This is a genomic window from Paenibacillus sp. 37 (assembly GCF_008386395.1).
In the GTDB taxonomy this organism is placed as follows: domain Bacteria; phylum Bacillota; class Bacilli; order Paenibacillales; family Paenibacillaceae; genus Paenibacillus; species Paenibacillus amylolyticus_B.
In genome coordinates, this window is the sequence record NZ_CP043761.1 from 2,022,794 (window position 1) to 2,047,310 (window position 24,517).

Sequence of the window (24,517 nt, forward strand, 5' to 3'; positions counted from 1 at the left end):
GCGGTCTCTCCCCGAACGCAGCCGGGTTCTTTATTTCAACAACTTGTAGTGGAGGATATGATCAGATGAATAACGAGCAGTTGTTAGACCTGGTAAAACAGATGACGTTGGAGGAAAAAACAGCTCAGCTTCTTCAGTTAACTGCCAACTTTTATGAAGGAACAAATGTTGAAGGTCAGATCACAGGGCCGATGGAAGAGATGGGAATTACGGAGCAGTCCGTGGATGCCAGTGGGTCCATTCTGGGATTGTCGGGTGCGCAGGCCATCATTGATGTACAGCAAGCTTATATGAAAAAAAGCCGTTTGGGCATTCCGCTTTTGTTCATGGCTGACGTAGTTCATGGATTCAAAACCATTTTTCCGATTCCATTGGCGATCGGTTGTTCATGGGACACAGAACTGGCTGAGAAAAGTGCTGAAATTGCAGCACGTGAATCAGCTGTATCCGGTTTGCATGTTACCTTTGCACCGATGGTGGATCTGGTTCGTGACCCGCGCTGGGGTCGTGTGATGGAAACAACAGGAGAAGATCCTTATCTGAACAGCTTGTTTGCGGCTGCGTTTGTACGTGGATATCAGGGCGACAGCTTGAAGGATGAGCCAGATCGTCTTGCAGCCTGTGTTAAACACTTTGCGGCGTATGGAGCGGCTGAGGGTGGTCGGGATTACAATACGGTGGACATGTCTGAGCGTAACTTGCGTGAATACTATTTGCCAGCGTACAAAGCAGCGTTGGATGCGGGTGTGGAGATGGTCATGACTTCGTTCAATACGGTTGACGGTATTCCGGCAAGTGGCAATGAGAAGTTAATGCGCGGCATTTTGCGTGACGAGTGGGGCTTTGATGGTGTATTGATCTCGGACTGGGCTTCCATTCGCGAAATGATTGCGCATGGTGCTGCGGAAGATGATCGTGAAGCGGCATATCGTGCCATTCGCGCAGGAGTAGATATGGAGATGATGACACCTTGTTATGTGCATCATTTGCCTGAACTGATTGAGAGTGGTGAAGTGGATGAGAAACTCATTGATGAAGCCGTTCTGCGAATTCTGCAACTGAAAGAAAAGCTGGGATTGTTTGATAACCCACTTCGTGCAGCTGATCCTGAACGTGAACGTGAGATTGTATTCTCCAAAGAGCACCGTCAGGTATCGTACGAACTGGCAACAAAATCAGCTGTTCTGTTGAAGAATGATGACAGCGTGCTTCCACTTCAACCTGACGCTAATGTAGCCCTTATTGGTCCTTTTGCACAGAGTCCTGATATTCTGGGCTGGTGGTCCTGTGAAGGAGTTAAGGAAGATGCAGTCAAGCTCGGAACAGCTCTGCAAGAACGCCTGACGACGGGTGGAAAAGTTCAATTCGCTCAAGGCAGTAATGTTCATACGATTACAGCTGAGCAGATTGCCGAAGCCCTGGAAGTGGCAAGCAAAGCAGATCTGATTGTCCTCGCTCTTGGTGAAGACTCCGAGATGAGTGGAGAAGGTGGATCACGCACGGATATTCGTCTGCCAGCAGCCCAATTGGAATTGGTTAAACAGCTCAAAGCAGCGGGAAAACCGATTGCCAGCGTTATTTTCAACGGCCGTCCATTGGATCTGCATGGTGTAATCGATGAATCGGACGCCGTTCTTGAAGCCTGGTTCCCAGGTAGTGAAGGCGGAGCAGCAATCGCAGATGTTCTGACAGGTGTAGTGAATCCATCTGCACGTCTGACGATGTCTTTCCCGCAGTCCGTAGGTCAGATTCCGGTCTATTACAACCATTTCAATACAGGTCGTCCGCTGAACCCGGAGAAGACGGAAGAACGTTATGTCTCCAAATACATTGACAGCCCGAATGAACCTTTGCTTCCGTTCGGTTATGGTCTCTCATACACTTCGTTCTCTTATGGTGATCTTGAAGTGTCAAGTAACGAGATGACTGCCGAAGAGTCCCTGAGCATTCAAGTACGTGTAACGAACACGGGTGAGCGCGCAGGCGTGGAGACCGTTCAGTTGTACGTTCGTGATGTAACGGGTGAAGTCGTTCGTCCTATGCGTGAGCTGAAAGGATATGTGAAACTTGCACTGGCGCCAGGCGAGAGTGGTACAGCCACGTTTACGTTAAATGAAGAACAGCTTCGTTATCACCATTCTGACTTAAGCTACCGCAGTGATCGAGGCGAGTTCCATATTCTTGTGGGTGCAAACAGTCGGGATACTCAGAAGAAATCATTCAGACTTGTTTAATCCGATGAATGGAAAGAGTAATGTGTCAGGCCTTTTGTATGGAAGGCCTGATGAACATAACAGGGGAGCGAAGAATGTGGTCAGTATCAAGGATATCGCCAAACAGGCGGGAGTTTCCATCTCTACTGTGTCATATGCGCTGAATGGCAGCAACAAAGTGACCGATGAGACGAGTTCCAAAATTTTGGCCATTGCCAAAGAACTGAACTATGTTCCAAATGCCGCAGCAAGAACACTGAAGAAGAGGGAATCCAAAATTCTAGGTGTATTCTTGACCGATTTTAGAGGAGATGTGTATGGGGACTTGCTGAGTGGCATGAAATCCGTATGTAATGCTCAAGGTTATGACCTGATCGTGTGCAGTGGTAAACAATCCCATCGCATGCTTCCAGAGAGGATGATTGATGGTGCGATCATTCTGGATCATACGTTTGCAAGTGAGGAACTGATGCAGTACGCCGATCGTGGGCACAAAATCGTTGTATTGGACCGTGAGATGGATCATCCCAACATTAATCAGGTTCTGCTGGATAACAAAGCCGGGGCGACACTTGCGATGGAACATCTTATTGAACAGGGACATAAGAAAATCTATGTGGTGACAGGGCCGGAAGGTTCGTTTGACTCTGTGCAGCGGTTAAAGGCTGTGAGACAGGTTGCGGAACGTGAAGCCGATGTGGAATGGATTGAGATCACGGGAGATTTTGAGAAGAGTGGTGGAGAACAAGCCGCAGAACAGATTGTACAGGTGTATGATGGACCCGCAGCGGTATTCTGCCTCAATGATGAGATGGCTATTGGCTTGTGTGATCGTCTGGCAGACAGTGCACTTGGTATTGGTCAGGAGATTGATGTCATCGGATTCGACAATATTGAATTGAGCAAATACGTCCAGCCGAGATTGGCAAGCATTGATTATTCCAAGCGCAAGTGGGGATCGCTCGCTGCTGAACAATTGATCAAAATTATTGCTGGAGAACCCGTCGATCATGAACGAATTTATGTGACATTAGTTGAGGGTGGGTCTGTGAGTGGGCCTATTCCGTCTGATTCGGTTATATCCATGCGGAATGACCGGGCGGTTAGCTATTGATCCCGAATACAGCAAGAGACAAGGCTTAGAAGAATCGAATCATTCTTTTAAGCCTTGTCTCTTGCTATTTCGAGGATGAAGCAATAGAAAGAAAAAGCCTCTCCGGAGAGAGGCTTGGCCTTTACAAGCCTTTTGTTTTGTCATTGTTGTAGGATGAAGTGAGAATGCCTGTAATGAAGAGAGTCAATACGATTGCAATAATCCAGAATGTCAGTGAAAATGACATGCCCTTCGCACCTCCTGCACAAGCTCATTTTCTTCTATTATAACCATTATAGGTAGAAAAGAAATGCTTCACCCTATTATTTGTAAAATAAAAAGTGTGTGGGCACCGGTCTGAGGTTGCCATCTGAAGGGTTATTCACAACCCGATTATTCAGAATAAGCGAGGATGATCCACCGCCATCCAGATTATAGGCGTCGATCACCCCAAGCTTGTACAACCGCCCTTGCAGCTCTTCAAGGGTAGCACCGGAACTTCCGCCCTCATTATATCCGTCAACTACAATAATCAATAACTGATCATCCTTATAATTGCCAATGACTGTACGTGGTGCTCGTTTGGGTGATACTTTCCATTTGGCAGGAATTGTGGTTTTACGCCCATTCTGTAGCAGCACCGGAACAAACGTAGCCCCAAATTGCGGTTGCAGGCGATCCAGTGAGTTTTTGTCGAAGAACTTGCCTCCAACCAGTTTGCCGGTATCGTTAAGTCCTACAAAAAACAGATCTTTGAAACTGGCCTGGAAACCGTTCACGTACTTCCCGTCCATGACGGTTGTGCTAAGTGGATAACGTTTGCCGCCACTGTCAGCAAATCCACCTGCGTTAATTCCGGCAATTGCACCGTTACGCTTCACAGCCTGCATGGTCGTCTCAGAACGCCCAGGTTCACTGTCTAGAGCCATCTGCATGGCTGTAGGGTCTTTTAGCTTGATCTTCATGGCATAGCCCTTATAGCTGCCAGGATTCACTCTGTACATTTCAATCGTTAGCCGGTCACTGTCTACCCGTTCAAATGGAACGCCAAGCTTGGATGAAATCCGTTTGTTGTAAATCGTTTCCGGACGATCCGCCTGGGCAGAAGCCTTCTGCACAAGTGTAGACATCGTACTTGTTGTTTTATTATAGAGCTGTGTCGTTCTTTTAATAGAAGAAGAAGTCTGGACAGCAGCATCTTTTGCCCCCGCAAGCTCTTGGCTAATTGCTTGGGTCCGGGGTGTAATCGTATCCTCTGACAGTTCGGTCGGCATCAAACCTCCGGGTTCAAGTGGAGGACGAAGCAGCAGCAGGCATATTATCAATCCAACAAAAGGAGCGAGTACAAGCATAAAAAAACGATTAACCTGTTTGACGGGTGTAATCATTTGAGCAGGTCCATCTTTTTCTGGAGTGTCTCCAGTTGTTTTTTGACTTCGCTCAGCTGGGTATACAGTTTGTTGCTGTTATCCGTTTTGTCACTTGCATTATCCTTGGTGAAAGTCAGCAATTCATTAAAGGATTGAACCTGTCCCTGCAGGTTCTCTACTTCCTTTGATATCGTTGTTAGCTGATTTTCGTAGTCGGTTTTTAGCGCTGCGATCTGCTGCTGATTATGGGCCTGAAGCTGGTTTATCATCTGTTGCTGGAGATGGTTACTATAATAGTAGGTTCCAACGACTCCTAGTGCAATGAGAACAATCCACATTACCAGAAACAGCTTGATTGAAGATCCAGCCTTGCCTTTGGCGCTCCGGGTGTGATGGATGTCAGAGGACGGGGCAGATGGTTTCATATCATCACTCCTGGTCATTTATAGGTACAAAAAAATTTCCAGTCCTCATTCTATCATGCCCCTATTGATTACGCAAAAATGAAATTCTTTACTTAATAGAGTAAAAAGAGATTGCATCGGAAGGAAGTCCTAGGATACAATTTCTTATAGATGCAATAAGTAGGAACTTTGGGCAGGTTTTTCGACTTTTTTAGATAGAAATGCAGGAAGTTTATACTATATTTTGACCTTTCCGGGGATGGGAAGATGGACGTCATGGTGTTTTTATAACAAAATACAGTGAAAATAGAGCTTTTTTATCGGCTGCCTCCTGTATTTTTCTGTTTTTCGACATAATCCGACCTATGCTTCTTCTATACTCGGATTGTCGCATAGACGATGAAATCATCATGGCAGAATTTAAAAGTTATTTGTCCAATACATAACAGGGGGAACAACAATGAAAAAAGTATGGCAGGTGGTCATCATAGATATCCACCCCACCAGCATGCTCGGTACAAAATTGATTTTGGAAGAGCAGCAAGATCTGACGGTACGTGGCATGACTTCGACCGGAACAGAAGGGCTCGATCTGGTGAATATTCACCAGCCTGATCTGATTCTGATGGATTATCGTCTTCCAGAGGGACAGGCAGATCAATATATTGCCCAGATGAAGAATCTGTCACCTCACAGTCACATCATCATTCTGACGGATGAAGACAATGTGAAGCTGTTTCGTCATCTGATGAGTCTTGGTGCAAGCGGCATGTTATCCAAACAGGCTTCCCCTAGCCAGCTGATTCATCTGATCTCTGGGTTACGTGAGGGCCATGTGTCCATTCCATTGGCGTGGTTAAACAGTGCGGAGTGGGCGCAACCTGTGGAATCTCCGACAGAATCACGTGTCATTGAATTAACAGAAACCGAAACTTTTATCATGGAAAGAATTGTTCAGGGTGTAACCTATGATAAAATAGCGAATGAGATCAACGTTAGCAGACGTTCCATTGATAATTACCTGCGTAAAATATACGTGAAGCTGGAAGTAACCAGTAGAGCGCAGGCCATTGAACGTTATGCCTTGCACGCAAGACAAGTGAAGACGGGATCCTGACGAAACAGGTTTGTTCTTCCCATGATCACAACAGTTCGGTATGCATCCGGTCATATTCGATGGCGAGCAGGAATAGGTTGTAGGGCTGCGGACTGCGAGAGTACAGTTTCGGAATAGGGATGAAAGGGGAACGGATCGATGAAATATTTCTTTGCTTCCCGTACCAACAGGCTTTTGTCGTCACCACTGAGGGATATACGTGAGATGTCTGGCAGGGATTATTTCATTTCTCTGGCAGAAGAATTGCCTGCGGAGGAGTTGTTTCCTTTCAAATTGTTGGAAGAAGCAGCGGTGTCTGTCTTTAGTTCAGGCCCCTCCGCATTGCAATATGGAGAGCCAGCAGGCTACACACCCCTAAGAGAGTGGTTGAACAAAGACTGGAATGCACGCAAAGGCATACGAACGGTACCCGAGCAGATTCTGTTGACCACTGGTACCCAGCAGGCCATCGATCTGGTGATGCGTCTATTGCTTGAGCCAGGAGATTCTGTACTGGTTGAACATCCAACATCTCCAGGCTGTCTTGAGGTTTTGGAGATGCAAGGAGCCAAGATTGTGCCCGTAATGGGTGATCGGGACGGCATACTGCCAGACCTTTTGGAGCATCACATGCAGCAGGTTAGACCGAAGCTGCTTTTTGCTGCACCCAGTTTCTCGAATCCGACCGGTGCTTTGTGGAGTATGGAGCGGCGGGAGGCTGTCCTTGAGTTGTGTTCGCGCTATGGTGTACTGCTTGTGGAAGATGATTCTTACGGAGAGCTCCATTTCGATGGCCTTGGGCCAACGGAATTCTATCGTAAATATCCTTCACTCTTTGCACTGGATACTGCCGATCAGGGTGGACATGTTCTCTACATTGGTTCATTCAGCAAAACAGTAGCGCCCGCTCTTCGAACCGGATGGGCCGCTGGACATCCTGCGCTGATTCAGGCAATGGCCTCGGTTAAACGAATTGCAGATGGTCAGTCCAGTCCGATGAATCAGCGGCTGTTGTATCAATTGCTTGCTCATTCCCCTTTTCGTTGGAGTGATCACTTATCCATGTTGAATCGGGAGTACAAGACAAGGCTCAAGCTGATGCTTGAACTGTTGAAAAGACCGGGCTGGAAAGGGTGTCAGTACAACATTCCAGAGGGCGGAATGTATCTATGGGTACAGTTGCCGGAAGGATTGGATAGTGGCGCTCTGCTTAAAGCGGCTTTGCCCAAAGGTGTATCTTTTCTTCCTGGATCACTATGCTCCACAGGTGTACAGGATCAACGTTACATCCGATTAAACTTTAGCCATCCGGGCAGGGATGAATTGCTTCTTGGCATGAACCTGATTAGTGAAGCCATTTCCGAATTTACGGCTCGTAGCTAAGTCAGATCAAAAATAGATTTTGTAGCAAAAATAAAAATTGGTTCATGACCAAAGTGATTACGTTATTGCATCCACTAACATTTTTATATATAATATGAATTAATGAGTTGTTGGTTTCTTTATATAAGCTACAATGGTGGCCAGTTCAGGAAAAGCACTCATATATTTTATCTAACGGGGGAAAATTCAACATGTCTAATATTTTATTTGTTAAAGCAAATGACCGTCCTGCAGATCAAGCAGTCAGCGTTAAATTGTACGATGCATTCTTGAGCGCATACAAAGAGTCCCACCCAGGTGACACAGTTACTGAGTTGGATCTCTACAATACAGAATTCCCATTCTATGGTAACACTGCTATCACAGGTACTTACAAAGCAGCTAACGGTTTTGAACTGACAGCTGACGAGCAAAAAGCAGCTGCACTTGCAACACAATTGCAAGATCAATTCCTGGCAGCTGACAAAGTTGTATTTGCATTCCCACTGTGGAACTTCACTGTTCCAGCTCCATTGGTAAACTACATTGCTTACCTGAGCCAAGCTGGTAAAACATTCAAATACACTGCTGAAGGTCCTGTAGGACTTGCTGGCGACAAAAAAGTAGCTTTGCTTAACGCACGTGGTGGCGTTTATTCCGAAGGCCCAATGGCAGCTGCTGAAATGTCCCTGAACTTCCTGAAAACAGTTCTCGGCTTGTGGGGCATTCAAAACCCTGAAGTAGTTATCGTTGAAGGACATAATGCTTCTGCAGATCGTGCTGAAGAAATCGTTACTGCAGGTCTGAAATTGGCTTCCGAAGTAGCAGTAAAATTCTAATAACAATCTTCTATATAGAACACATCAAAACACCTGTAGTCTCCAGTGGAGATTACAGGTGTTTTTTTGCATTCTCATTTTTTTCACATCCGTTACTTCAGATGATTCCAGTTTAGATCCTGCCTGTATTTTTTAAGTAAAACTCCGCTGATTCAGCAATGTGTGCAAGGTCGTCCTTATTTTCACCAGATGCAGAATACGTTACATCGAGTTCATTAATGGTTCGTTCAATCATATCATTATCCTCAAGCATGTGTGCATGCTCGGTTAACGCCTGTACTCCCTTAATTGTCAGAATATACTTTCCACGGGAGAGGCGTTCAAACCAGCCATAATAGTTTTTTTGCAGAATAGCTGCTGCAGATCCTACGCCTGTTTGTCTGGCAAGGTTGGCCGGAGAGGCTTCTCCGTTTGTCCGCAGAGCGGATGCGACACGTAAAGCCTTCTCACGATATGCTGTGACCAGCTGTCTGCGTGTGCTGCCTCCCGTATTGTAGTCTCCACTGCGTTCGTCGAATTCCTTGAGCAATCGTTTCCGTCGAACGCCGCTTTTGCGGGCAACTTGATTGGCGCTAGTAGGGGGCGTCTGGGCGGAAGGTTCGCACAGTACATCAATCAGGGGAGCTTTGGTTTTGTAAAATGTGACAGTCAGCAGCCCCAGACCAAGTTGTCTGCATAGTGCAGCCAGTTCGCTCCAGCGCTGGTTCACAGCTCCGCGTTTACTGCGATTGCGCTCGACGGCCAGATACACGAACGGGCTAAGCTTCAAGCGCTGCATACCCTGTAACAACAGGGAGAGGTTAAATGTTTTTTTCATCTCCACAATGAGTGGTTCGTCCTGGTCCGATCTGACCCCTACGAGGTCACAATGTCTGACTTCCGCTTTGACGTCGAAGCCACGCTGCTCGAAGAAAGCCTTCACAGGCGAATATAATTCGGTTTCGTATTTTACTGCCATCGTCCGTGCTCCTTTCCAGAAGTGGCCTGTCTCTGACCATGTGTTGTCCGTTATCCTGAATTTAGAACCCTCATTATATCATATTCGTTCTTTTTTTTCTGAAGGCACAAGATGTCTGATAGAACAGGGAAAAGCCAAAATTCGAAGCGGTTGATTGAAAAAAAGAGGTCAACTTATCCGAATTGCCGCATAGGTATGTAATACACTTTTCACAACAAAACAAGACGTTTGGACAGAGGGTGGCGGGACTACACAGGACCGCAAGATTGGTATTCAAGCAGGAGCCGCAATTCTATTGATTTCTTCATACCATTCGGAATGGTTGACAATCACACTAAAGGAGCCATGGGAGGTACCAAGCATGAATATTTTTGAACGCGTTGCGGAACATCGGGCAGAGAGTGACCGTTTGACATGGAACGGAACATTTGAAGATTATATTGCACTGCTGAGAGAGGACCCGACTCCGGCAATGACGGCTCACGCCAGAGTGTATGAGATGATTGAATCGTTTGGCGTGGAAGAAGTAGGTGGGCATAAGCGGTACAAGTTTTTTGAACAGGAGATCTTTGGACTGGATCGTTCGATTGAAAAGCTGGTTGAAGAATACTTCCACTCGGCTGCACGTCGTCTGGATGTACGTAAACGGATTTTGCTCCTGATGGGTCCCGTAAGTGGAGGGAAATCGACGCTGGTTACGCTGCTGAAGCGGGGGCTTGAACAGTTCTCGCGGACAGAGAAAGGTGCCATATACGCCATTGATGGATGCCCGATGCATGAGGAACCGCTGCATCTGATTCCACTGGAGCTTCGTCCTGAAGTGGAAAAGGAAATTGGAGTCCGTATTGAGGGTAACCTTTGCCCATCCTGCCAGATGAGACTGCGTACCGAATACGGTGGTGATATCAGCAAGGTGCCAGTGGAACGGGTCCTTGTTTCCGAAGATAATCGCGTGGGAATAGGAACGTTCAGTCCATCCGATCCGAAATCACAGGATATTGCCGATCTGACGGGGAGTATCGACTTCTCCACCATTACCGAGTTTGGTTCCGAATCCGATCCACGTGCCTATCGTTTTGATGGGGAGTTGAACAAGGCGAACCGTGGACTGATGGAGTTCCAGGAGATGCTGAAATGTGATGAGAAATTCCTCTGGAATCTCTTGTCGCTCACGCAGGAAGGGAACTTCAAAGCAGGACGTTTCGCCTTAATCAGTGCAGATGAAATGATCGTGGCGCATACGAATGAATCGGAGTATAAGTCTTTTATCTCCAACAAGAAAAATGAAGCACTGCAATCCCGGATGATTGTCATGCCGATTCCGTACAATCTGAAAGTGTCCGAGGAAGAGAAAATCTATGCCAAGCTCATTCAGCAAAGTGACATGAAGCATGTTCATATTGCACCGCATGCACTGCGGACTGCAGCCATTTTTTCCATACTTACCCGCTTGAAGGAAACGAAGAAACAAGGCATGGATCTCGTTAAAAAGATGCGCATGTATGATGGTGAAGAAGTGGAAGGATACAAAGAAGCCGATCTTCGCGAGATGCAAAATGAGTATTTGGATGAAGGGATGTCCGGCATTGATCCACGGTATGTCATTAACCGGATCTCCAGTGCTTTGATCAAGCAAAATCTTCAGTGCATTAACGCGCTGGACATTCTGCGGGCGATCAAGGATGGTCTGGACCAGCATGCCTCCATCACGAAGGAAGAGCGGGAGCGTTATCTGAACTTTATCGCTCTTGCACGCAAGGAGTATGATGAATTGGCCAAGAAGGAAGTGCAGAAAGCATTTGTGTACTCATTCGAGGAATCCGCAAGAACATTATTCGAGAATTACCTCGATAACATCGAAGCATTCTGCAACTGGTCCAAGATTCGTGATCCGCTCACGGATGAAGAGATGGACCCGGATGAGCGTTTGATGCGTTCAATCGAGGAGCAGATCGGGATCTCCGAGAATGCAAAGAAAGCGTTCCGAGAAGAGATTTTGATCCGAATCTCGGCATACTCCCGCAAGGAGCGCAAGTTCGAATACAGCAGCCATGACCGTTTGCGTGAAGCGATTGAGAAGAAGTTGTTTACTGATCTGAAAGACATCGTCAAGATCACAACCTCAACCAAAACACCGGATGCAACACAATTGAAACGTATGAATGAAGTGATCAAACGTTTAATTGAGGAACATGGATATACCGCAGCCAGCGCGAATGAACTGTTACGTTATGTGGGCAGTTTGCTTAATCGCTAATCGGCAACAAACCATTCCGGATCAGGCTCCTGATGTCTGCTGTGAGGCTCCTTCACAGCAGGGTCAGGGCCTTTTTAATTACATGAAGGTCCATATTAGTCTAAAAAGCTGACAAATAGGGTTAATTTTAAAGAGAATTAGTTCTAATGGTATATGTATATTTAGGTATTTTAGTCTATAATCAATACATATATTTACAATTTAAAGTAATTTAGTGTTTATTAAGGAGCTGACTGAACCAGATATGAGTAGTATTTCCGCAACAAGACAGAAGCAACTTGATTACATGGGATTAACCGCAGGGGATCTAAAACTGCTTGCCGATCATCGGCCTGTTTTTAAAAAAGTCGTTAATGAAGTAGTAGATCATTTCTACAATCATGTGGGAAATTATCCTGAATTGGTAGATCTGATCGCTCGATTCTCTACCATTGATCGTCTAAAAGAAACACAGAAGATGTACTGGTTATCGATGACAGATGGAATCGTGGACGACGCATATATTGAGCAACGGATTGCAATTGGGCTAGTGCATTCCCGTATTGGCCTGTCCGAAGATTATTATCTGGGTACCTATATGGTATACCTTGATATTGCAACGAGCATATTCCAACAGGTTATCCCTGATTCCTGGCATCTTGTCATTCAGGCGCTCAGCAAAATGTTTAATCTGGATTCACAGCTTGTCCTTGAGGCCTATGAGAAGAAAGAAAAAGAAAAGTTACATCAGCTTGCCGATGACCAACAACATACATTGCACGCGATTACGCAGATTACCCAAGAGCTTACAGGCATGATTAGTGAATTAAATGAGAGTGCAATGGCTATATCGAGTGTAGCCAAAGAAACAGCGGCTTCTCAGGATCAGGCCCAAGTTCTGCTCACCGAATTGACAGGGGAGATCCAGCAGATCGGAAAAATGGGTGAACTCATTCGCGAGATATCGGATCAGAGTCATCTTGTCGGTCTGAATGCAGCGATTGAAGCTGCTCATGCAGGAGAGTTCGGACGTGGCTTCGAAGTAGTTGCCAGTGAGGTGCGCAAGCTTGCAGCCAGTTCCCGGGATGCCCAGGGTAAGATTCAGTCTAATCTGGAGCAGATCATGAAGAAACTGAGCAGTGTGCAGCAGGAGTCGGATCATACGTCCAGAGGGGCACGTAGCCAAGCTTCACGCTCGGCTGAACTCGCTGTATTCGCAACAACAATGGAGAAACTGTCTTCGGATTTGAAGAATCTGGAACAGCAGGAATAGAGCTTAAAAGCATTAGGAACCTTCCATACCGTTTCAGGCTGTTTTAAGCTATAATGGGTAGACAAACCTGCCGATGTTATAGAAAATGCAGCCGGAGACAGGGGATTCGAAAGAGGTTGAGGTGATCAGATGGCTTCTATCCATGATGTAGCCAAGGAAGCGGGAGTATCTGTTGCAACCGTTTCCAAAGTAATAAACGATTATCCTGATGTAAGTGAAAAAACACGCAAAAAAGTCAATATAGCCATCGAATTATTGAAATATCAACCCAATGTGGTCGCACGTGGACTTGTCAAACGCCGTTCATGGACGGTGGGAGTGCTGTTAACAGTTCCGTTTACGAACCCTTTTGTGTCGGAGTTGCTGGAAGGGATCAAGACAGCGCTGGAGAACAGTGGATATGACCTGGTCCGGTTGTCTACTCGATTCGATGATCCGGCGTACTCGTTCATCAAACATTGCCGCAGTCGTAATGTGGATGGCGTTGTGGTATTCGGGGAAGGCAGAGAAAACGCGAGTATTCAGGAACTGGTGGATGCAGAGATTCCAACGATGTTTGTTGATACGGACATGTTGGGCAAACGTGCTGGTTACATTACTACCGATAACGCGAACGGGATCTCGATGGGTGTCAAACATCTGCATGAGCTTGGGCACCGCAAAATTGCCTATATCTCAGGGACACTTGGACCTGCCGTAGCCAATCTGCGATTGGATGGATATCGGGAAGGGCTGCGAGAATGCGGCATCCCATATTCTACGGTATATCTGGAAGTCTGCGATTACTCATTCGACGGGGGGAGCAAGGCTGCCCGGAGATTGCTGGCACTTCAGGACCAACCAACGGGAATTGTCTGTGCTTCAGACATGTCTGCCTTTGGTGCGATTCATGAAATTGAAAAGCATGGACTGAGTGTACCAGAAGATATCTCGGTTGTCGGGTTCGATAACACGTATTATGCTGAGGTATTCAAACCGGGGTTGACCACGGTGAATCAGAATATCTATTCCATTGGCATTAAGTCCATCGAATATCTGATTGCCATGATCGAGAATCCATCTTATTCTCCTCCTGTGGTGACGGAACCTTCCAATCTGGTCGTCCGTCAGACGACAGCACCCTTAAAATCCTAAAAATGTAAATAGTAAAGATGTTTACGCGAAGCGCAGCTAATAAGCTGTGCTTTTTGTCGTTCTATATCTCATTTGGAAACATATGGTTAATGGAGTGATGCAAGTCCTATAGTTTAACGGGTAAACAAAGTTTAATGGCAATCGTATAATGAAAGTGCTTACAATTTTCTGTCCATTAGCATCTATCCATCCTGAATAACGATCTTGTAAAAGGCTGGCACATGGCAGAGCAAAGGTTATTCTTCACAAACAACGAACCAAGGAGGAGATCGGATGCATTTGAGAAAATGGTGGAGCTTGTGCTTGTCGGCTGTATTGATCTTCAGTTTGTTCCCAAGTGTGGGAACAGGAGGGACACGTGCTGCGGCTGCGGACGTTAAGACTGGCGATGATGGAGTACTGTTCGAGGCTAATTTTGAAGATGGTGTGTTGGGACAATGGCGTCCACGTGCGAGTGAAAAGCTTGATATCGTAGCGCAAGCAGGTCACGACAGTACACGCAGCCTGAGAACCTCTTCCCGTACCGAAACGTTCCATGGACCCTTAATTGAAGTCATAGACCATGTACAGAAGGGCAGCACGGTTCATGTTTCGTTTTGGGCCATGTACGATGAAGGACCGGACAGTCAGGTCATTAACGGTTCACTGGAGAAAGAGTACAATAACGACGCTTCAAGTCGAGAATATGCTACGTTTGCCTCTGCAACTCTGAACAAGGGACAGTGGAAAAAAATCGAGGCAGATGTGGTGATCCCTGGAGAAAATAGCGGCATCACCGGATTCCGCATGTATGCAGAGACACCTTGGAAGACGTCAGCGGAAGTGACGCCGGCGGATACGATTACTTTTTACGTGGATGATGTACTGATCACGGAAGCCGAAAAAATTGAAATAGAGCCGAACATTCCGAATCTAGTGGATGTTGTGGGACAACACTATGCAATGGGAGCGGCAATCGACCAGTCTGCACTGGATGCGGAAGATCCGCATTCCCAACTGTTGACGAAACATTTTAATAGTATTACAGCTGGAAACTTTATGAAAATGGATGCGATGCAGCCTCAGGAAGGACAGTTTGTCTGGTCAGAGACAGATCGCCTGGTGAAGTTTGCCGAAGCAAATGATATGGAAATCAGAGGTCATACGCTGTTATGGCATAGTCAGGTGCCGGACTGGTTCTTTACCGATCCGAATGATGCTTCCAAACCTGCCACGCGTGAACAGTTGCTTTCACGGATGAAAACCCATATTCAAACCATCGTGACCCGGTACAAAGGAAAGGTTCATACATGGGATGTCGTCAATGAAGTCATCTCGGACGGAGGCGGCTTGCGGAATGAGGCCAGTAATTCCAAGTGGAGAGATATTATTGGGGATGTAGATGGCGACGGAGATGACAGTGATTACATTGAGCTGGCTTTCCGATATGCACGTGAGGCTGACCCTGATGCGGTATTGGTGATTAATGACTATGGAATGGAGGGCAATGGAAACAAGGTGAATGATATGGTGAAGCTTGTAGAGAAGCTGCTTGCCAAAGGAACACCGATTGATGCGGTTGGATTCCAGATGCATGTGTCGATGTACGGACCGGATGTAAAGCTCATTCGTGAGGCTTTTGAGAAAGTGATTGCTCTTGGTGTGAATGTACAGGTTACAGAGCTGGACGTTTCGATCTATTCAAGTAATTCCGAACTGGAGATGCCTGTCACAGATGAATTAATGTTGCAACAAGCTTACCGTTATCGTGAACTGTTCGACCTGTTTGACGAGTTGGGAAAACGCGGCGTAATGGACAGTGTTACCGTATGGGGACTTGCGGATGATGGTACATGGCTTGACAACCATCCAGTTAAAGGACGCAAAGATGCACCATTGTTGTTTGATCGTAAATTGAAAGCGAAACCGGCCTATTGGGCACTGGTGGATGCTACCACTCTTCCGATCTATCGTAATGAATGGACAGCATTGAAGGCCAGCCCTTCTTTCCCGAATCACAAAGGACAGGAAGATATTCTTTGGGGTGCTGTGAAAGGACTCGAAATTAATCACCTGGCAGATGGTACATCTGCGGTTACGGGTGAGGCTCGTATGATGTGGGATGCCAAAAAGGTGAATTTACGAGTGGAAGTGAAGGACACCACACGTCGCAAAGGGGATCAGGTGCAGGTTTTCCTCGCGGAAGAAGTCAAGGGGACAGGCGCTGCAACTTCTGAAGCTGATCTGTCTGCCAAGAAGAAAAATCCACCGTCTGCAAATGGTCAATATACATTTAAACGGGATGGCGGTAAAGGCAAAGATAAAAATACTTACAACGTACAGGAGACAAAAACCGGTTATGTTGTATACGCATCACTACCTATGTCAGCTGCTTTACTTACCGAAGGCCAGGTCTTGTCTCTGGATTTTCGGATTACGGATGAATATGCTGCTGGAAAGACAGCGACCATCGTTTGGAATGATATTTCCAATCAACAGCCCGACAAACCAGCCAACCGGGGCAAACTGAAGCTCGGTTCTGTCTTGAAACAAACCAAGGTCACTTATGGCAAACCTGTAATTGATGCGAAAAAGGATAACGTCTGGAAAAAGGCTGCATCTGTTAAAACGGATGTCTGGGTGGTCGGAAACTCCGGTGCAACGGCGACTGCACAACTGTTATGGGATGAGAAATACCTGTACGTATTGGCAGATGTGAAAGATCCTTTGCGAAGCAAATTAAGTTCTAATGCACATGAGCAGGATTCGATCGAGATTTTTGTCGACCCGAGCAAAGATCAGACAACATTTTATCAGGAGGATGACGCCCAGTACCGGGTCAATTTTGATAATGAGACTTCTTTTGGAGGAAATGCACGGAAAGAAAGTTTCAAATCAGCTACCCGATTAACAAGCGGAGGGTATACCGTTGAAGTGGCAATCCCACTAGATAGCGTTCGTGCTGAAGAGCAAAGATGGATTGGGTTTGATCTTCAAGTTAATGATGATGGCGCGGGAGATGGCAAGCGAAGCAGTGTGTCCATCTGGAGTGATTCATCAGGTAATTCTTATCAAGATACTTCCGGTTTTGGCAGTCTGTTACTGACTCGTAAATAGAATATTTAGTTGCGAATTAGAATATGAGAATGTTAGCTATTCAAGATTGTATATCTGGAAATAAGTGTTGATTTTAAAGGCTGGGACGTTTAGACTATATACATTCAAATAAACGGGTTCCAATGTATGATAACGGCTTCAACTAAGTCTGTTGTCACGAGTCAAATGATGCGGAGGGAGTGCCTGTCATCCAGACAGCGCACTCGCTTCTTTTTTACATTTTTGCATACATACGAAGCATTTCCCGGTTGAAAGGACAGAGTGAGTGGAGCACCTACATGGTACGTACAACTTAGAACTTGTTATTTTATCCTATATTATTGCATCGTTAGCTTCGTACGCAGCCCTTGACCTTGCAGGCCGTGTAAGTCAGGCTAGCGGAATGGCGCGGAATGTATGGCTTACCTGCGGTGCAGTCTCAATGGGGCTGGGAATCTGGTCCATGCATTTCGTAGGTATGCTGGCTTTTGTTCTGCCTACGCAAGTCTCCTATTCCACCGGTAAGGTTGTTTTATCTGTTCTACTCGCTATTGTTGCATCGGGGGTGGCCTTGAACATTGCGGGTAGACAAACGGGCAGGATAAGCAAGCTGATGATTGCTGGAGTACTGATGACAGCAGGGATCAGCTCGATGCATTATGTGGGAATGGCAGCGATGTCAACTCCGGTTACGTATGAACCAGGCAGAGTGGTATTATCCATTCTGATTGCAGCACTTGCTTCCTTTGCGGCATTGTGGCTCATGTTTTACTTCCGTTATCATCAATCAAGACATACTTGGGTTTACAAGATGGGCAGCGGTCTCATTATGGGTATTGGAATCTCTGGCATGCATTATACCGGAATGTCAGCCGCACATTTCCATTATTCACATGGTTCGATGGTAAGTTCAGGGATGCAGATTGAGCCAGGCATTCTCGCCTACTTGATCGCATCGGGCACATTTATTGCTTTGGGCTTGACGTTGTTTGGCATATTTATCAATCAGCGAATGTCACAGAAAGATCGACGGATTCATGAGAATGAGCAATGGTATCAGGCCCTGTATCATAACCATTCGGATGCCATTATTTCAGTGGACAAGGAAGGTATTGTCAAAGGCATTAATGCTGCGGTAACAATAATCACCGGTTATCCTGAAACAAGGGTCATGGATCGCTCCATTGATGAAATTGTTCAGCAGATCGATATAGAATGGATCAGTGAATTCGATTCCATCGATTGGGATGATCATAAGCTGGAGCATGCGCATTATATGGCTAAGATGAGAGATATACAGGGTGAACTTCTGGATCTTAGTATTGTTGTGGTTCCTGTAGTCATTGATGGTAACCATGTGGGAAGCCACATTCTGATCAAGGATATTACGGAGGAGAAACAGGCTCAGGAGAAGATTCGTCACCAAGCTTTGCATGATCCGTTGACGGGGTTGCCCAATCGGCGCAAGTTGGATGATGTGCTGGCTTGTACGATTAACGATTCAGCAGAAAAAGGGAATTCTTTTGCGGTTATGGTGATGGATATAGATCGTTTCAAGATGATTAATGACTCGCTGGGACACTCCATTGGAGATGTATTTTTAAGAGAAGTCAGCAACCGGATCATGAAAGCCATAGAATCTTCGGATCCCTTAGCTATGGAGAATGTCATGCTGGCCCGGATGGGCGGGGACGAGTTCACACTCGTTGTGACCCAGGATCAAGCGACAGAAGTAAGAGTGGCAGAACTTGCAAAACAGATTGTTGAAGCCATTCAGTTACCTTATCGACTGAAGGAGAATGATTTTTACGTAACCGCCAGCATTGGAATTGCGATGTACCCGGATCATGGAGTTGGCGTGGATGCTTTGCTGAAACATGCGGACTCCGCCATGTATGAAGTGAAGAAAAACGGTAAAAATGGTTTCCAATTCTACACTGCCCAACTGGATTCGGAACTATATGAACGCATTGAGCTGGAGGGTTATCTTCGTAAAGCGTTGGAACGCGATGAGATGGTCCTGTACTATCAACCACAGATTCGTACCGAGGATAGCCGCATGATTGGTGTGGAGGCTCTTATACGTTGGAACCATCCACTCAAAGGACTGCTCGCACCCAATGTGTTCATTCCGCTTGCAGAAGAGACAGGTATGATCTATGAGATTGGCAAATGGACGCTGCGCGAAGCATGCAGGCAGATGAAGCTCTGGCATGCCAGCGGTGGGCCGCTCATTCCGGTATCGGTAAACTTGTCCAGCCAGCAGTTCCATCAATCGAATTTGGTAGAACAGGTCAAGAACGCACTCTTGGAGACAGGGCTGGAGGCACGGTACCTGGAGCTGGAGATTACAGAGAGCATGATGATGGATGCCACGGTCTCTACGGCAATTCTGAATGAACTTAACGCACTGGGTGTCAAGATCAGCCTGGATGATTTCGGGACGGGATACAGTTCACTGAGTTATCTGAAGCATTTCCCGATTCACAAGCTCAAGATTGATCGTTCGTTTGTGACGGACATTACAGAGAGTCACAGCGATCAAGCCATTGTGGCGACCATTATATCGATGGCACAGAATCTCAAGATGGAAGTCATTGCGGAAGGCATTGAGACGAAAGGCCAACTGGATATTCTGATGCAGAATGATTGCCGGGAGATTCAGGGATATTATTTCAGTCGCCCACTGCCGGCAAGTGAAGTGGAGCATGATTTTTTTGTACCGCTGCGATTGCAGGGGAATGGTGCACCACCGGTACCATCCTAATTTTATGTATGCCAAGCGGCAAGTCCCCGTGTATGTCGGGAGCTTGCCGCTTTTTATGGTATGTCGCCATCCTTCATACGTGATACGAAGGTTCTCTTTTTTAAAAGGAAAAGGATTGTTGGAACCTCACATAAACTTGCGGTGGTGTTTCTTGCCATCATACGTAAACCAGATCGGTTTATCCTCGACACGTGTCTCCACATGTACGGTACGTCCCCAGAGGCGATACAGATAAGGCAGGGTGCGTTCCATATATTTCAGATCCAACTCAATGCCTTCATATTGATGTTTCAGCACGAGTTCCCCTGTCCGCAGATAATCGGCATCCTGTACAACCAGATAGGGTGATCCTCCGTTGACACGTGAAAATACGAGCTGATCCCGTATGTTCTCCCAGGACTTATCGGTGATTTTCCAGTCCGGGCCTTTTTTCTCAAATACGTAGAGGTCCAGATCCTCGGTTAATTGTTTGGTCATGTAGTTTCGGATAAAGGAGGTATCGGAATCGAACTCACGCACCTCGAACATTTTGGCACGGCCTTGCCCCGGTTTGCGGCCCCAACGGTCCTGTTCTTCACGGGTTGGGTTATCCCAGCGCCGTTCAATATCCTCGAAAATCTTCAGTCCCAAATAATACGGATTCAGACTTTGTTTGGATGGCTGCACCACGGAAGAGTTGAGCTTCGCAAATTCGATCGTATCCTCACTGTTCAGATCGAGCTCACGGATAATGCGTTGATGCCAGTAGGATGCCCAGCCTTCGTTCATGATTTTGGTTTCCATCTGTGGCCAGAAATATAACATCTCCTCACGCATCATACTCATGATATCCCGCTGCCAATCGGTCAATACTTCGGAGAATTCCTGAATAAACCACATGACATCCTTCTCCGGTTCAGGCGGAAAATGATGGACCTGAATACCTTCAGCGGGTGCTTCTTCCGTCTGCACGTCATCAAGTGACCACAGATCATCATAGCGGCCTTCCGGCCGAGGTTTTTTCTCACCGCGCTGCTCCCGCATTTTCATCTCCATGTAACGTTGTTTGTCCAAATGGCGGGGTTTAATCAGCTGTGGGTCCACATGTTCCTGAATTGCGATCACGGCATCGATAAAGGCTTCAACCGCTTCCGTTCCGTACTCCATCTCATAATTGCTGATCCGATCCGCCGTAGCAGCCATACTTTCGACCATATTACGGTTGGATTTGGAGAAGCGGGCATTGTTTTTAAAAAAATCGCAGTGTGCAAGGACGTGGGCTACGATCAATTTGTTCTGAATCAGGGAATTGCCATCCAGCAGGAAGGCATAACAAGGGTTGGAATTGATGACAAGCTCATAGATTTTGCTGAGTCCAAAATCATATTGCATTTTCATCTTATGAAATGTTTTACCAAAGCTCCAGTGACTGAATCTGGTAGGCATGCCGTAGGCTCCAAATGTATAAATAATATCCGATGGGCAGATTTCGTACCGCATGGGATAATAATCCAGACCAAAACCATTGGCAATCTCCATAATCTCGGCAATAGCGTATTCTAGGTCGCGGATCTCATCTGTCATCTAACGCTGCCTCCTTCCCGTTTCTGGAAAAAGCTGCGCAAAGCTTTGTACACTTCGCCTTTTTCTTTGATCACATAATACATGAACTGATCCATTTTGATATGACGATAAGCCGACATCAGTGTGCTGCTGCGGTTGTACTGATTCACTTCGCCGTATCCAAACATATTGCTACGCTTCATTAACTCGCCAATCAGCTTCACACACCGTTCGTTATCCGATGTCAGATTATCCCCATCAGAGAAGTGGAAGGGGTAGATGTTGTAGCTGGAAGGTGGATATCGGCTGTCAATAATATCCAGCGCCTTCATATATACAGAGGAGCAAATCGTACCTCCGCTCTCGCCACGGGTAAAGAATTCTTCTTCGGTAACTTCCTTGGCTTCTGTATGATGGGCGAGGAAAACAATCTCAACTTTCTCATACTGACGGCGTAGAAAACGGGTCATCCAGAAGAAAAAGCTGCGCGCGCAGTATTTCTCAAACGAACCCATGGACCCGGATGTATCCATCATGGCAATGATAACGGCATTGGATTGTGGAATGATTTTGTCTTCCCATGTCTTGTAGCGCAGGTCATCCGGACTGATGTGATGGATACCTGGCGTACCGGTCGTTGCATTGCGACGCAGATTCTCCAGAATGGTACGTTTCTTGTCAATATTGGACTGCATGCCTTTTTTGCGAATATCGTTGAATACCACCGTATGTGTCTCAATCAGGTCTTTGTCTTTCTGCTTCAGATCGGGTAATTCCAGCTCAGCGAAGAGCATATCTTCCAATTCCTCAATACTCACTTCGGCTTCCACAATATCATGACCAGGCTGATCGCCAGCTTTTTCGCCCTTGCCGGGTTTCTGCGAAGCAGAGGGATCACGACCGATGACGTCTCCGACCTGACTGTCACCGTCTCCTTGACCAACATGTTTTTGCTTCTGGTAGTTATACACAAAACGGTACTCATCCAGACTGCGGATTGGTACCTTGATGATTTGTTTTCCATCAGACATGATGATGTTTTCTTCCGTAATCAGATCAGGCAGATTCTGTTTGATGACATCTTTCACCTTTTGCTGATGGCGTTGTTGGTCCTGGTACCCTTTGCGGTGAAGCGACCAATCTTCCTTCGACACGACGAACGAGTAAGGCTGGTGTGAATTTGACATGTAGGCACCCCCCATTGATTACGCGGCACAGTTTGGCCTGTCGGTAATTAAGTATATTCACGGGCGAGGACGATATGTGATGAGAGTGGATATAAAATGATACAATTACGCAAGTTCACCTCAGAGGTAAGGTGAGTCGTAAGAACAGAATTGCTCCATTTTTTACAGAAACAGTGAACACGTGTGATATCCTTCCTATACAATAGGAGAAGTACATCTACTCCATTTCTAGCTTCATTCCTTTTCTCGATACTGAAAACCAGATTTCATGAACACGATCCAATAGAGATGCATGTAAAGGAAGGATTCATGTGAATAAAAAGGCGATCAAGGCTTGGATTATGTATGATTGGGCCAATTCGGCTTATGCAACAACAGTACTGGCGGCAGTATTGCCCGTATTCTATGCTTCGGTCGCTGCAGCAACGCTGGATACGGATATGGCTGCCTCCTACCTGGCCTATACACACTCGATTGGCATGTTGTGCGTAGCTCTGCTAACACCGTTGCTAGGCACGCTGGCTGATTTGTCAGGACGGAAAGGAGACTTCCTGCGTGTATTTGCAATTATAGGCGTCCTTGCTACATTGGGATTCAGTGCAATCGGTGAAGGGGACTGGTTCCTTGCTTCCGCGTTGCTGGTCATATCTACGATCGGTTTTGCAGGTGGTAACACCTTTTACGATGCAATGCTGCCGGATCTGGTACCCGTGGAACGAAGGGACATGATATCCTCCAAAGGTTATGCCTATGGTTATATTGGAGGAGGTTTGTTGCTTGCGGTGAACCTGCTGATGATTCAGCAACCGGGCTGGTTCGGGATGAGCAGTACACTGGCAGGCACAAGACTTGCGTTTATCTCCGTCTCGTTGTGGTGGTTGCTGTTCTCGATACCGATCTTTCGCCATGCTCCGAGACGGCCTGCTTCACCGGACATGCCCGGCTCGTGGAGAGGGTATACTGCGGTGGGCGTGCGCAGACTGCGGCAGACCTTTCGTCAGATGCGGCGTTTTCCCCAGTTAATCCGCATGCTGGTGGCTTTCTGGTTTTTTAATGACGGTATTAATACCATCATTCTGATGGCTACCATCTATGGAACAAGTATAGGCATAGGCACAGCCGACTTGATGCTCGCGCTACTGTTAACCCAGTTCATCGGTTTCCCATGCACTTTGTTACTGGGAGCGTGGGCACAGCGTTGGGGAGCAAAGCAGGTATTAATCGTTAGCTTATCGGTCTACATATGTATTGTGATTCTCGGTTATTTCATGACACAAGCGATCCACTTCTATGTACTCGCCGGGTTGGTTGGTGTCGTGCAGGGTGTGAGTCAATCCACAGCGCGTTCCCTGTTTAGCAATCTGATGCCGGCAGGCAGAACAGGAGAGTATTTTGGTTTTGTGAATATTACAGGCAAATTCTCTTCGATCTTTGGTCCATTTGTGTTTGGTTATGTTGGGCAGATCACGGGTTCCACGCGTTGGGGTATTCTGTCGCTCATCTTCTTTTTCGTCGCGGGAATTGCTGTATTATTAACCGTGAAGGTACAGAAGGGGATGCAGGATGCTACACAGGCAGATCAGGAAGAAGAGCGAAATGGGAGTGTTGGAGCTCCTGGGAAAAGTTCAAATGTAAGGTTTACCTGATGGTTGTTCACCCGGTTTCATATTAAGTTTCTCAACGGATTACGTATGGCTTCAGGCATTGTTCCTCACAGAACATGTCTGGAGCTTATTCGCGTTTGTGCAATCAGAACATAATTGATCATGAATAAGTGCTTAAATGACAGACAACAGAATACAGTGAAAGAGTATGAATTTATGAAAAGGTGAAAATAAAAGATTGACATGATACGTTTTGTATCATAGAGTAAAACTATAAATACATATTGTATCTGAGAGTTGTCGAATGTAACCAAGTGTTTTGCTTCATTCCCGGGTGAACTTTCGACGGAGTATTGCAAAACGC

Annotated in this window: 16 protein-coding genes; 11 read left to right on the top strand and 5 right to left on the bottom strand. The window is 46.4% G+C overall.

The annotated features are described in order from the left end of the window. Positions 1 to 65: 65 nt before the first annotated feature. On the top strand, positions 66 to 2,234 hold the full coding sequence (gene bglX, locus F0220_RS09220) for a beta-glucosidase BglX (RefSeq protein ID WP_105598011.1): 2,169 nt from the start codon (positions 66 to 68) through the stop codon (positions 2,232 to 2,234). Positions 2,235 to 2,310: 76 nt separating this feature from the next. After that, positions 2,311 to 3,327, top strand: a complete 1,017-nt coding sequence (locus F0220_RS09225) for a LacI family DNA-binding transcriptional regulator (RefSeq protein WP_091014664.1) — start codon at positions 2,311 to 2,313, stop codon at positions 3,325 to 3,327. Positions 3,328 to 3,629: 302 nt separating this feature from the next. Here the strand turns inward: F0220_RS09225 and F0220_RS09230 are convergent, their stop codons facing one another. Together F0220_RS09230 and F0220_RS09235 are read right to left on the bottom strand one after the other, a co-directional pair. After that, complete coding sequence (locus F0220_RS09230) at positions 3,630 to 4,694, bottom strand: phosphodiester glycosidase family protein (RefSeq protein WP_149846483.1); 1,065 nt, start codon at positions 4,692 to 4,694, stop codon at positions 3,630 to 3,632. Then, complete coding sequence (locus tag F0220_RS09235) at positions 4,691 to 5,101, bottom strand: uroporphyrinogen-III C-methyltransferase (RefSeq protein ID WP_091014659.1); 411 nt, start codon at positions 5,099 to 5,101, stop codon at positions 4,691 to 4,693. Before F0220_RS09235 ends, F0220_RS09230 begins: the two co-directional genes overlap by 4 nt. 439 nt (positions 5,102 to 5,540) lie before the next feature. Here F0220_RS09235 and F0220_RS09240 point away from each other — a divergent pair, with 439 nt between their 5' ends. The 3 genes from F0220_RS09240 (at position 5,541) to F0220_RS09250 (ending at position 8,377) form a co-directional block, all read left to right on the top strand. Beyond that, complete coding sequence (locus F0220_RS09240) at positions 5,541 to 6,197, top strand: response regulator transcription factor (protein WP_149846484.1); 657 nt, start codon at positions 5,541 to 5,543, stop codon at positions 6,195 to 6,197. Positions 6,198 to 6,335: 138 nt separating this feature from the next. Beyond that, a complete protein-coding gene (locus F0220_RS09245; protein WP_091014656.1) occupies positions 6,336 to 7,559 on the top strand; it encodes an aminotransferase-like domain-containing protein in 1,224 nt (407 codons plus the stop codon). A 191-nt stretch (positions 7,560 to 7,750) separates the two neighbouring features. Next, positions 7,751 to 8,377, top strand: a complete 627-nt coding sequence (locus F0220_RS09250; protein ID WP_091014655.1) for an FMN-dependent NADH-azoreductase — start codon at positions 7,751 to 7,753, stop codon at positions 8,375 to 8,377. Between the two features lie 112 nt (positions 8,378 to 8,489). On the opposite strand, the gene F0220_RS09255 is transcribed toward F0220_RS09250, so the two are convergent. After that, on the bottom strand, positions 8,490 to 9,335 hold the full coding sequence (locus tag F0220_RS09255; RefSeq protein ID WP_105598014.1) for a DUF2161 domain-containing phosphodiesterase: 846 nt from the start codon (positions 9,333 to 9,335) through the stop codon (positions 8,490 to 8,492). A 361-nt stretch (positions 9,336 to 9,696) separates the two neighbouring features. Between F0220_RS09255 and F0220_RS09260 the strand changes: the two genes are divergently transcribed. From F0220_RS09260 to F0220_RS09280, 5 genes are all read left to right on the top strand, one after another. After that, positions 9,697 to 11,592 carry a PrkA family serine protein kinase gene (locus tag F0220_RS09260; protein ID WP_062833494.1) on the top strand — a complete coding sequence of 632 codons (1,896 nt, stop codon included), beginning with the start codon at positions 9,697 to 9,699 and terminating at the stop codon, positions 11,590 to 11,592. A 244-nt stretch (positions 11,593 to 11,836) separates the two neighbouring features. Beyond that, a complete protein-coding gene (locus F0220_RS09265; RefSeq protein ID WP_105598015.1) occupies positions 11,837 to 12,844 on the top strand; it encodes a globin-coupled sensor protein in 1,008 nt (335 codons plus the stop codon). Positions 12,845 to 12,973: 129 nt separating this feature from the next. Then, the gene (locus F0220_RS09270) at positions 12,974 to 13,978 is read left to right on the top strand and encodes a LacI family DNA-binding transcriptional regulator (RefSeq protein ID WP_105598016.1); all 1,005 of its coding nucleotides are present in this window, start codon (positions 12,974 to 12,976) and stop codon (positions 13,976 to 13,978) included. Between the two features lie 273 nt (positions 13,979 to 14,251). Next, a complete protein-coding gene (locus F0220_RS09275; protein WP_105598017.1) occupies positions 14,252 to 17,074 on the top strand; it encodes an endo-1,4-beta-xylanase in 2,823 nt (940 codons plus the stop codon). Between the two features lie 265 nt (positions 17,075 to 17,339). Beyond that, positions 17,340 to 19,820, top strand: a complete 2,481-nt coding sequence (locus F0220_RS09280; RefSeq protein WP_105598018.1) for an EAL domain-containing protein — start codon at positions 17,340 to 17,342, stop codon at positions 19,818 to 19,820. A gap of 126 nt (positions 19,821 to 19,946) precedes the next feature. On the opposite strand, the gene F0220_RS09285 is transcribed toward F0220_RS09280, so the two are convergent. Both F0220_RS09285 and yhbH read right to left on the bottom strand, forming a co-directional pair. Further along, positions 19,947 to 21,383, bottom strand: a complete 1,437-nt coding sequence (locus F0220_RS09285) for a SpoVR family protein (RefSeq protein WP_036610000.1) — start codon at positions 21,381 to 21,383, stop codon at positions 19,947 to 19,949. Next, on the bottom strand, positions 21,380 to 22,549 hold the full coding sequence (gene yhbH / locus F0220_RS09290; RefSeq protein ID WP_036609998.1) for a sporulation protein YhbH: 1,170 nt from the start codon (positions 22,547 to 22,549) through the stop codon (positions 21,380 to 21,382). The genes F0220_RS09285 and yhbH overlap by 4 nt, the downstream gene beginning before the upstream one ends. Positions 22,550 to 22,860: 311 nt before the next feature. Here yhbH and F0220_RS09295 point away from each other — a divergent pair, with 311 nt between their 5' ends. Further along, a complete protein-coding gene (locus tag F0220_RS09295) occupies positions 22,861 to 24,195 on the top strand; it encodes an MFS transporter (protein ID WP_091014645.1) in 1,335 nt (444 codons plus the stop codon). Positions 24,196 to 24,517 lie beyond the last annotated feature (322 nt).